A 10,400-nucleotide genomic window follows, 5' to 3' on the forward strand; every position below is an offset into this window, starting at 1 on the left:
CCGTCGGGGAGGGTGTCGTAGGCGGTCAGGGTGCGCGGTGTCAGGCCGAGCCGTGTGCTGATCCGGTCGGCGAGGGACGCGTAGTCCCTGCCGCGCCAGGTGCCGGGGTGGACGTACCAGGCGGAGTCCGTCGCGCGCAGGGCGAGAGCCACCTCTCGCTCCCCGTACACGGGGATGAGCGGTGTCTGGCGTACGCCGAGCCGGGCGAGTGCCAGGGAGAGCACGACCGTTTCGATGCGGGTGGGCAGCTGCCAGGCGACGGTCTGTCCGGGGCGTACGCCCTTCTCGTACAGTCCGGCGGCGGTGCGCTCGACGCGGCTGCGCAGCAGGCCGAAGGTGGCGGTGCGGTCCTCGGCCGGATCGTCGGCGGCCTGGATCAGTACGGGAGCCTGTGGGGTGAGCTCCGCCCGGCGGACGAGAAGCTCCCACAGGGTGCGGGCGGCACCGAGTGCGTGTGCGTCGCTCACCCCCGGCGCGGCGTCGGGGGCGGGTACGGGACCGGGCCCCTGCGCGGCGTCGGGGGCGGGTACGGGACCGGGCCTCTGCGCGGCGGCGGTTTCGGGTGCTGCGGCGCCGGGTCCGGGTGCTGTAGCGCCGGGTTCGCGTGCGACAGCTGGCATGTCGCCTCCCTGTTTACTGACGAGTCGTCAGGTTTCGGGGAAGCGTAGAGGGCGACGCCTTGTCGGTCCAGAGGCGGCGGGTCTAGCCTCTATCTGACGGGCCATCAGAAAAACCGGTAGGGCGCCGGTATCGCGAGGGGGTACACCCGTGACGGAACTTCCGCGGATCGTGAGTGTTGATGATCATGTGATCGAGCCGGCGCATTTGTTTGAGACGTGGTTGCCGCGCAAGTACCGGGATCGGGGGCCCAAGCCGTTGACGGCGGGGATCGGTGCGTTGGAGTACGTGGGGGGCAAGTACCGCTTCACCACCGATCCGCAGGGCCAGCTCACGGACTGGTGGGAGTACGAGGGCTTGTTCTTCCCCTACAAGCGGGTGATCGCGGCGGTCGGTTTCGACCGGGACGAGATGACGTTGGAGGGCATCACCCGCGAGCAGATGCGGCGCGGCTGCTGGGACCCGGCCGCGCGGCTGGCCGACATGGACCTCAACCACGTCGAGGCCTCGCTGTGCTTCCCGACCTTCCCCCGCTTTTGCGGCCAGACCTTCGCCGAGGCCCACGACAAGGACGTCGCCCTGGCGTGCGTGCGCGCCTACAACGACTGGATGGTCGAGGAGTGGTGCGGCGACAGCGGCGGCCGGCTCATCCCGCTGTGCCTGATCCCGCTGTGGGACATCGACCTGGCCGTCGCCGAGATCCACCGCAACGCCGCCCGCGGAGTACGCGCCGTCACCTTCAGCGAGATCCCCACCCACCTGGGACTGCCCAGCATCCACACCGGCTACTGGGACCCCTTCTTCGCCGCCTGCCAGGAGACCGGCACGGTCGTCAACATGCACATCGGCTCCTCCTCCCAGATGCCCGCCGCCTCCCCCGACGCACCCCCCGCCGTCCAGGCCTCACTGTCCTTCAACAACGCCATGGCCTCGATGATGGACTTCCTCTTCAGCGGCGTCCTGGTCAAACACCCCCGCCTCAAACTCGCCTACAGCGAAGGCCAGATGGGCTGGATCCCCTACGCCCTCGAACGCGCCGACGACGTCTGGGAAGAACACCGCGCCTGGGGCGGCGTCCGCGACCTGATCCCCCAACCCCCCTCCACCTACTACTACCGGCAGATCTACTGCTGCTTCTTCCGCGACAAACACGGCATCACCGCCCTGGAGACCATCGGCACCGACAACGCCACCTTCGAAACCGACTACCCCCACGTCGACTCCACCTTCCCCCACACCAAAGACATCGCCCTCGACCACGTCACCGGACTCGACCAGACCACCATCCACAAACTCATGCGCGGCAACGCCATCCGCATGCTCGACCTCGACCTCACCTAACGGACCACGACCTCGGTCAGAAGCGGAGCCGGGACCCGGGCCACGGCAGAGCTATCGTTCCCGGATGAGGAAACGGGCAGCGGAGCTTCTGGCGGAGGCCGCACGGTGGTACGTGCGGTATGCCCCTGGCCGCCTGGAAAAACCACCCCTCTCACGCCGGCTGAGCGAGTACTTCGCAAAGAGCCCGAGCCGTCGCACCGTGACGACTCGGGCAGGCACGGTGTTCGAGGTGGACACCGAAGACCTCATCCAGCGCTACCTCTACCTGTTCGGCGTGTGGGAACCGCACATGACGAGCTGGCTCATGCGGCGGCTGCGCCCCGGGGACGGCTTCGTGGACGTCGGGGCCAACATCGGCTACTTCAGCGTTCTCGCCTCGCGGCTGGTCGGCGAGACCGGCACTGTCACCGCGGTCGAGGCCTCCGCGCCGTTCCACCACCAGACGCTCCGGAACCTGCGGCTCAACCACTGCGCCAACGTCCGCGCCCTCAACGCCGCGGTAGCGGCGCGGCACGAGAGGCTCCGCTTCACGCTCGCGTCCCCGCGCAACCTGGGTGCCAACAGCGCGGTTCCGTGGGACGGCCCGGTGGCGTCCGCCTTCGAGGCCGACGCCCAGCCGTTGGCCCAGCTGCTGCGGCCGGAGGAGATCGAGAGGGCCCGAGTGCTCAAAATAGACATCGAGGGCGGCGAAGGGGCTGCCATCCGCGGCCTGGAGCCCGTACTCGACCGACTGCGCCCGGACGCGGAGATAGCGATCGAGGTGGCCCCGGAGCGCATGGCACAGCTCGGGGACGACCCAGCCGAACTGCTGCGCACGCTGCGCGAACACGGCTTCCACGCGTACCGCCTCACGAACAGCTACCGGCCCGAGAGCTACCCGGCGGCCCTCCGCGCACCGCACCCGCCCCGCCGGTGGCACGGTCCGCTGCCCGCGGTCAGCGATCTCGTCTTCTCCAGAACCGACGCCGAGGTTCTCTGAAGCGAGGTTGTGGCAACCGGGCAGACCTGACCGTCCTGCCGGATAGTTCGGCTGATCTCTTCCCCCCCCAGCGACGCCGCGGAGCCGCCTGGAACGGCTCCGGACTTCGTTCCGGAACGATCAGCCAGTTCTGCAAAGAACCCGTTGCAAAGCTCCCGTTGCAACGGCTTCTTTGTATAGCTATCTTGTGCCCATGAACGAGCCACAGGACCCTCAGGTCCGTAGCCTCGACGCCCGCTCCCTGCGTGGTCTCGCACATCCCTTGCGCATGCGGCTGCTGGACGCCCTGCGCTTCAACGGTCCGTCCACCGCCTCCCAACTCGCCGAAGCACTCGGCGAGTCAAGCGGAGCCACCAGCTACCACCTGCGCCAACTCGCCCTCCACGGCTTCATCGAGGACGCCCCCGAGCGCGGCAAGGGGCGGGAGCGGTGGTGGAGGGCGGTCTACAAGGGCCTACGCCTCGAAGACGCACTGCTCACGGATGCCGGCCCGGACGTGCGCGGTGCCGCCGAGGTCTACCTCCACGAGGTCGCCGGCGCCCATGCACGAGAGTTGTCGGCATGGCTCGCCAAACGCCTGGAATGGCCGGAGGAGTGGAACCGCACCTATGACATGAGCAGCGCGACGCTGTGGCTGACACCCGAACGCTCCCGGGAGCTCGTCGAGAGGATGCACGCGCTCATCGACACCTACCGCGACCACGCCTCCGACGAAGACGACGCCGGGACCGCCCAGGTACGGATCCACACACACGCGTTCCCCCTCACCACGGATTGAGGCCGCAGCCCGATGCACCCCGAGACCCACCTCGTCTTGCACCACGCCCGCGCCGTCGAACTCCGTGCCGAAGTCGACGCGTACCGCCTCGCCACCGCGGCCCGGCACCGCCCGGGCCTCCGTACCCGCCTCGGGTGGACTCTCGTGGAGATCGGCCTGCGGCTGGCGGCCAAGCCCGGGCCCGCAACCGCTCTTTCTTAGCCGGCCGCCCTACCCAGGGCCCAGGCCACGGGCCCTGGGCCCTCCCGGTGCGGCAGAATGATCAGCGGGACACGCTCGGGGCCGTTTCACAGACTGATCAGGTCTTCGTCGACCGCACGCGGCCTACTCGTTTGGGGGGTACTGCCAGCGCATGTGGCGCAGCGCCTTCGCCCTGGCTTCCACGACGGCCATGCGCGCGTCCCGTTCGACCGTCTGCGCGTGTTGCGGCTGGCTTGTGGCTTGCCCTGGCCACTTCCGGTAGAGGAGTCCGGGCTCACCGTGGAACCAGCCTTCCGCGACGGCGTCGAGGGCCAGGAGGAGCCCGGTGTCCTCGGAGGCCGGAAGCGCGGTCCAGCCGCCGAGGGCGGCGAGTAGGTGCCGGCGGACGCACAGGGTCGCGGGGTGCACCTGGGCCCGGTAGTCATGCGCCTGCCAGTGCTCCAGGACCGCGCCGCGTTCGACGGCCCCCTCGGGCGGGTCCTGGTCGAAACCGACGGTCGAGCCGTCGGGAAGCAGGTCGAGCACCTTCGCGGTGGTCCAGCCGAGGTGGGGACGCGAGGAGAGGACGGCGACGTCCCGGCTCAGCGCCCCGGGCGTCAGCATGTCGTCGGCGTCCAGCACACGCACCAGGTCGACGTCCTGGCTCACCCGGGAGAGGGCGAGTGTCCTGGCGACGCCCGGCCCGCCCGCGCGCCCCTGCCCGAACGAGACGCGGTCGTCCCGCGGGACGTGGGGCGCGACGTCGTCACTCTCCCCGTCCTCCTGGATGACCCACTGCCATTCCCACCCGGGGGGAAGCTCCTGCCCCTTGAGCGACTCCCACGCGTCGGGCAGATGGAAGGCCGATGGACCGTGCACCGCGGTGACGACGACGACGCGACCCACGAGGGGTCACCACCTTTCGAGCTGCGTGGTGAAGATTATTTCGGTGCGGTCGCCCGGCAGCACGAGGTCCGTGACCTCGACCGCGCGGTCTTCGACATCGCGTGAGACCTTCCGGACGATGAGCACGGAGGTTCCGGGCAGGAGCCGAAGCTCCTCCGCTTCCTCCGCTGTCGGCGGCCGAGCGGTGACGTGCTCCTCTATGCGGTCGATCTCGATGCCGACCGTCCGGAGCTGGTGCATCGTCCCACCGGGCCACGGTTCGTTCGCGTCGTCTAGCAGACGGGGGTTGCCGGAGACGTGGTCGCGCACGAGGTAGCTGGTCACAAGGTTGAAGGGAGCGTCTTCCTCCCTGTACCTCGTCCGGTAGTTCCGCTGGATCAGGGCTGAGCCCTCGGTGAGGCCGAAGACGGCCGCGAGATCGCCACTCGCCCTCACTTCGCGGTAGTGCGCGTGAAAGAGCAGGTCATCCATTTCGAGACCGGTGTCGTGTTCCGTGGCTCCCGTCCGGGCCCGCTCCTCGTCAGGAATCAGAGCGCGGTTCTTCTCCCACTGGTGACGCAGGTTGCCGCGGGTCACGCGCTTGCGCGGCCTGCGCACGAAGCTGCCCCGACCGTGCTGCTTCTCGATCAGCCCTTCCGTCTGCAGAAGGCTGAGGGCCTGCCGGACCGTCGGCAGGGTCTTCCGGTACTTCTTCGAGAGCTCCGCCTCGGTCGGCAGCTTGTCACCAGGAGGCAGCTCACCTGCGCGGATGGCCTCTCTCAGGTCGTCCGCGATCTGCTCGTAGGCCTTCGCCACTGCGCTCATCCCCTGTCGCTGGTGCGGTGCTCAGCATACGAGTCCTCATGTCCTCTTGACGACTAGAGGAGCGCGATCCGTCGTGGCGTCACCCGAGCTGTCGTGTCGAGGTCCCCTACTCGCCCGCGACGGGTGGCCGGCGGGTGGCCTGCGCGAGTCGGGCTCCGTCGAGCCCCATGGCGAGCCCGGCGCACGAAAAGACCCCTCTCACCTGCTGTTTCGCGAGGTGGGAGGGGTCTTTACTCCGCTGTGGCGGCGCCAGGATTCGAACCTGGGAAGGCTGAGCCGGCAGATTTACAGGCCCCTGATGCGGGAACTGGCAACTGGCCTTCGCCAGTGCCTTTGCCCTTCTTCATTGGGCATCTTCGCCGCTGGGTCCACGCCTGGTCCACGCGCCTCGATGGTGGGCTCGCCTGGACCACGCCGGGCTACAACGCAAGGCTCTCTTCTCTAGCGCCGTGGGAGGCGAGAAGCATGCCTCAACTTCTCCCCTGCCGCCTCAGTGATCGTCGCCCTCCGTCACCCCGGAGCTGGAACTCATGCCAGCCCACCGGGGGGTGGCGGCGGGGGGCAGCGGTTTGGTGTTCATCTTTTACTCGATCCCGTGCTGCCGTATCGAGCCTGGCAGGCTTGTTACCAGTGGGGACTGACTGGTCGGGGAAGTTCCGCCGGACGCAGGGCATCGGCCCTTTGGTGGGCTGCATGGTAGCTGACGCAGGACGGGGAGGAACGGGGCTGGACGCTCATCGTCGTGGGGCCGAAAGGTTACCGATACGGACGGCTGCGGAGGCGGCCAGGTTGTCGCTGACCTGGGGAAGCCACCAGGGCGCGCAGTCCGGACCACCTACCAGTCCCGAACGCCCATCACTGCGGGGGAAACGGTCATGGGCCGCTACACCGCCAGAATCCCGTCCGTGAGGTCAGGCCCTTACCAGCGAGGGGCCAGCACGCACCCCGTTCGCCCTTTGACGCCAGAGATCATGGAGCCGCCACGCGATGAGCACGTCCGCACAGCCCATGCCCGGGGCGCCGTCCTGGCCGCACTGCGCCCACGGCGCAGACCCTGCTACCGACCCGGTCGGCTGCCCCGGCGTCCACGTCCCCGGACATACCGCATGCCTCGCCCACCTGGCAGACGCCGACCGCGACGCCTACCTGGCCGACCTGCGACCAGGCGCCAACATCGACCACCGCGGCACCACCTTCACCGAATCCCTTCTGCATGCTCTTCTCGACGCCGTCCGCGACCCTGCCACAGGGCACCCCCGGCTCGGCGAGACCTACTTCGACTCGGCAACGTTCCTCGGTAAAGCCTGGTTTCGCTCCACGACCTTCGAACGGGGTGCGTGCTTCCCCTCCGCGACCTTCGCGGGCACCGCCTGGTTCGACTCGACGGCCTTCCACAGCAATGTCTGGTTCAGATCGACAGCCTTCCAGGACGCTGCTTGGTTCAGGGCAGCAGCCTTCCGGCGCCTCGCCGATTTCGAATCGTCAACCTTCGAAGCATCCATTTCGTTCAACGAGGCAACCTTCCAACAGGCCGCTGGTTTCGGATCGGTGGCCTTCCAGGGCACTACTAGCTTCCAGTCGACAGTCTTCCAAGGGGACGCCTGGTTCAAGTCAGCAACCTTCCGGCAGCTCGCCTGGTTCGAGTCGGCTACCTTCCAGAGCGTCCCCGGATTCGAGGAGACAGCCTTCGAGGACACCGCCTGGTTCGAGCAGGCAGTTTTTGAACAGCCGGTCAGCCTCGGGCCGTTCGTGTGCGCAGAGTGGGTGAAGTTGTCCGGGGCAGTGTTCAACGGCCCGGCAACCCTCACATTCGCCACTCGCCACCTTGAATGCCAGCGCACCCTTTGGTCGTCAACGGCCGAGTTGCGCTTGCGATACGCAATGGTGGACTTCGCCCACGCCGTCTTCGAGTACCCCCTGACGATCACCGGAGAGGCCGTCCCTTTCGTACTCCACGGCGAACAACTGGCAGAGCAGGCTCTTGCTGACGTGCCCGACGCCACCGTGCGGATCACGTCGCTGCGGGGGGTGGACGCAGCTCATCTTGTCCTCGCCGACATCGACCTGTCGAGGTGTCTGTTTACCGGCACCGTGCACCTTGACCAACTACGACTGGAAGGCGCGTGCTCCTTCAGCACCGTCCCGCCCGGTACAACCTGGCGACGCTGGCACCCGGTACGGTTCACCCAGCGCCGCGTCCTCGCCGAAGAACACCACTGGCGCGCGAACCAGCCATCAGCAGTCCAGGAATGGAACGCGGCGGTATTCAACACCGACCACGTCGGGCCAACGCAACTGGCGCCGGTGTACCGGGCGCTGCGCAAGTCGTACGAGGACGGCAAAAACGAGCCGGGTGCAGCAGATTTCTACTACGGCGAGATGGAGATGCGCCGCCACGACCACACCGGCACCACCCGCGCGGAACGCGGACTATTGCACGGCTACTGGGCGCTGTCAGGCTATGGCTTGCGCGCCTCCCGTGCTCTGGGGTGGCTCGCTGTCGCCATGCTAGTCACCATCATGCTGCTGATGGGCTTCGGACTCCCTCAGGACTCCCCAAAGCAGCAAGCGACTGGCACCGTGCCGCCCGGCGGAGGCAGGGTCACCTTCGAGATAGAAAAGGACGACCCCCGCAACCCCACCGGGGACAGATTCACCGGCAAGCGCTTCGAGAAAGCCGCGAACGTCACGCTTAACTCAGTAGTGTTCCGATCCAGCGGACAGAATCTCACCACCGCCGGCACCTACATCGAGATGACCTCCCGCCTCTTGGAACCCGCACTGCTCGCCCTCGCTGTTCTCGCCGTCCGCGGACGCATCAAGCGCTGAGCAGTGCTGAACGCGTGGCCCTGAATTGGTCTTCTGCCAGGCCGTCAGCCGAACGCATCCGCACGAAGGTGCGGATCGTCGTCATCCTGGCTGCCCCGCTCTTTGTCGTCACACGAGCTTGCAACGTCCTCATAGGCCGCCAGGCGGTCACCCCTACTGTCAGCGACGCGGAGAACGTCATTCAGTGCCCGGTGGGAGGCTTCGAGCGCCTGGCGGAGCGCGCGCTCACGCTCTCCCTGGCGGACTGGACAGACCCGGCCGCACTCCAGCTCACTCCAGCCGCCGACAAGGCGCTGAAGAGCTGGAGATCCAACTCCGGGCGGCAAGCTGGGCCACCTCCAGAAGTGGGCGGGCAAGCTGGTCGGCGCCATCGCGCGCATCGCCGGTCTGCTGCACCTGGCCGCGCACCTGCACGACGGATACGGCAAGCCCATCGCTGACAGCACCATGCTGGCCGCCATCGAGATCGGCGAATACTTCGCCGACACACCGCCCCGGAACGGCAAGCGCGGCCGTCCACAGGCCCCCCGGTACCTCATCCACCCCCAGTGCGGGAGGGGCTGACATGACCGCACGTACAGCCCCGCGCGCCGCCGTCCGGCCACACAAACCGCAGCCACAACAGAAACCCCACGGCGGGCGCGCTGACCAGCAGCGCAGCATCCTCGGCACCGCGTCGGGCCAGTCTCCGCAGAAAGCAGCGGAACCGCCGCACAAATGGCCGCGTGCTGCTGCCGACGGCCCGGAGAGCCCAACTGACCCGTATTTCTGCGGCACATCCCCAGCTTTCTGCGGCATCCAGCAAACCAACCACGACGTCCCTGGTCAGAAGCCAAGCACGCAGGTTTCTGCGGTTTCTGCGGCAGCGGCCCGTCAGTCCAGCCGCACGCCCCGGAGGAGGAGCACCTTGGCCAACCGTCGCGCAACGGCACCCACCGATGAACTGCTTCCGCTGGCCGCCGTGCTGGATGAGCTCGGGATCACTCGCGCCACCTGGTACCGCTGGCGGAACCGAGGTTGGGGACCGCGCGCGGCGGCTACCGAACGAACACCTGCGGGTGCGTCGAAGCGACCTGGACGAGTTGCAGGCAGAGCTGGAGGCGGCGTGACCGAGTGGAGCTTCACCGTCAAGATCTGGGCCATCCGCAAGCGCGAGGGATGGAAGCACGCCTTCCAACTGCGCTGGAAGGTAGTGCACACGCCCGCACTCGGAATCGTTCCTCACGCTGGGCCTGGCGGAGAGCCGCCGAGCCCAGCTCATCACGGCCTCCCGCGAGGGAGAGCCGTTCGACGTGGACAGTGGCCTGCCGAAGTCCTTGGTCACCAAGACGCGGGACATCTCGTGGTACGAGCACGCCCGCAACTACATCGAGATGAAATGGACGGACTCCCCCGCCTCAACCCGGCGAACCCTGGCCGAGGCCATGGCCATGGCCACTGTCACGCCCGCGCTGGTCAAGGACACGAAGGGCATGCCTGACGCCAGGACCGTCCGCACGGCTCTCTACAGCTGGGCGTTCGTCTACGCCAAGGTCCTCAGCCAGTCACAGGAACGAGCAAATCGGCGTAGCGAAGCGGCCATGGAGGAACGGGGCCTGGAGTCCTAGTACTGCAACGGTGCTTGCGGTGGCTGGTGGCCAGGTCAGGGGCTGTGTCCGCGTCGTTTGTAGTGGCTGATGCGGGCTTGGTGCTGGCGTCGTCGGCGCCAGTGTGACCAGTGCAGAACGTCGTCGACCGGGGTGGGGCGCCGGTCGGTGAGGCGGGTGATCAGGCGTCTGATCTCGGCGAGGCTGAGGTGGATGAGCTGGGAGGATCCGTTTCTGCTTTCCCGGGTAGTCGTCCAGGCCGCATTCGTGGTTGGCGCTCTGGAAGCATTCCTCGATGGCCCATCGGCTGCCCACGATGCGGATCAGGTCATCCAGGGTGGTCTGGGCGGGGCAGTAGGCGATGTAGTAGTAGATCTCC

Annotated in this window: 10 protein-coding genes and 1 pseudogene; 7 read left to right on the forward strand and 4 right to left on the reverse strand. The window is 67.7% G+C overall.

Features of this window, described 5'->3' with window-relative positions:
- A partial coding sequence (locus AB8Z75_RS23640; protein ID WP_369205180.1) for an AMP-binding protein occupies nt 1-620 on the reverse strand: 620 nt, incomplete at its 3' end.
- Nucleotides 621-768: 148 nt separating this feature from the next.
- Here AB8Z75_RS23640 and AB8Z75_RS23645 point away from each other — a divergent pair.
- The 4 genes from AB8Z75_RS23645 (at nt 769) to AB8Z75_RS23660 (ending at nt 3,917) form a co-directional block, all read left to right on the forward strand.
- Nucleotides 769-1,959, forward strand: coding sequence for an amidohydrolase family protein (locus AB8Z75_RS23645; protein ID WP_369205182.1), 1,191 nt, complete (start codon nt 769-771; stop codon nt 1,957-1,959).
- A 64-nt stretch (nt 1,960-2,023) separates the two neighbouring features.
- Complete coding sequence (locus tag AB8Z75_RS23650; RefSeq protein ID WP_369205184.1) at nt 2,024-2,938, forward strand: FkbM family methyltransferase; 915 nt, start codon at nt 2,024-2,026, stop codon at nt 2,936-2,938.
- Nucleotides 2,939-3,131: 193 nt separating this feature from the next.
- Nucleotides 3,132-3,716, forward strand: a complete 585-nt coding sequence (locus AB8Z75_RS23655; RefSeq protein ID WP_369205186.1) for an ArsR/SmtB family transcription factor — start codon at nt 3,132-3,134, stop codon at nt 3,714-3,716.
- Nucleotides 3,717-3,728: 12 nt separating this feature from the next.
- Nucleotides 3,729-3,917 carry a hypothetical protein gene (locus AB8Z75_RS23660; protein WP_369205188.1) on the forward strand — a complete coding sequence of 63 codons (189 nt, stop codon included), beginning with the start codon at nt 3,729-3,731 and terminating at the stop codon, nt 3,915-3,917.
- 123 nt (nt 3,918-4,040) lie between these two features.
- On the opposite strand, the gene AB8Z75_RS23665 is transcribed toward AB8Z75_RS23660, so the two are convergent.
- On the reverse strand, nt 4,041-4,802 hold the full coding sequence (locus tag AB8Z75_RS23665; RefSeq protein ID WP_369205190.1) for a glycosyltransferase family 2 protein: 762 nt from the start codon (nt 4,800-4,802) through the stop codon (nt 4,041-4,043).
- Between the two features lie 6 nt (nt 4,803-4,808).
- Entirely contained in the window at nt 4,809-5,597 is a 789-nt protein-coding gene (locus tag AB8Z75_RS23670; protein WP_369205196.1) for a GntR family transcriptional regulator, read from the reverse strand.
- 996 nt (nt 5,598-6,593) lie between these two features.
- Between AB8Z75_RS23670 and AB8Z75_RS23675 the strand changes: the two genes are divergently transcribed.
- The 3 genes from AB8Z75_RS23675 (at nt 6,594) to AB8Z75_RS23685 (ending at nt 10,042) form a co-directional block, all read left to right on the forward strand.
- Nucleotides 6,594-8,435, forward strand: a complete 1,842-nt coding sequence (locus tag AB8Z75_RS23675) for a pentapeptide repeat-containing protein (RefSeq protein WP_369205192.1) — start codon at nt 6,594-6,596, stop codon at nt 8,433-8,435.
- Between the two features lie 369 nt (nt 8,436-8,804).
- Nucleotides 8,805-8,999: a DUF3987 domain-containing protein gene (locus AB8Z75_RS23680; protein ID WP_369205198.1), complete on the forward strand. Its 195-nt coding sequence runs from the start codon at nt 8,805-8,807 to the stop codon at nt 8,997-8,999.
- Between the two features lie 728 nt (nt 9,000-9,727).
- Complete coding sequence (locus AB8Z75_RS23685) at nt 9,728-10,042, forward strand: hypothetical protein (protein WP_369205194.1); 315 nt, start codon at nt 9,728-9,730, stop codon at nt 10,040-10,042.
- Nucleotides 10,043-10,202: 160 nt separating this feature from the next.
- Here the strand turns inward: AB8Z75_RS23685 and AB8Z75_RS23690 are convergent.
- Nucleotides 10,203-10,400, reverse strand: a pseudogene (locus tag AB8Z75_RS23690) (IS701 family transposase); the annotation flags it as partial.

Source organism: Streptomyces sp. PU-14G (genome assembly GCF_041028275.1).
In the GTDB taxonomy this organism is placed as follows: Bacteria; Actinomycetota; Actinomycetes; order Streptomycetales; family Streptomycetaceae; genus Streptomyces.

Excerpts from the sequence above, each read along its gene's own strand:
- AB8Z75_RS23655 (WP_369205186.1), top strand. The coding sequence starts at position 3,132 with ATGAACGAGCCACAGGACCCTCAGGTCCGTAGCCTCGACGCCCGCTCC.
- AB8Z75_RS23660 (WP_369205188.1), top strand. The coding sequence starts at position 3,729 with ATGCACCCCGAGACCCACCTCGTCTTGCACCACGCCCGCGCCGTCGAA.
- AB8Z75_RS23675 (WP_369205192.1), top strand. The coding sequence starts at position 6,594 with ATGAGCACGTCCGCACAGCCCATGCCCGGGGCGCCGTCCTGGCCGCAC.
- AB8Z75_RS23650 (WP_369205184.1), top strand. The coding sequence starts at position 2,024 with ATGAGGAAACGGGCAGCGGAGCTTCTGGCGGAGGCCGCACGGTGGTAC.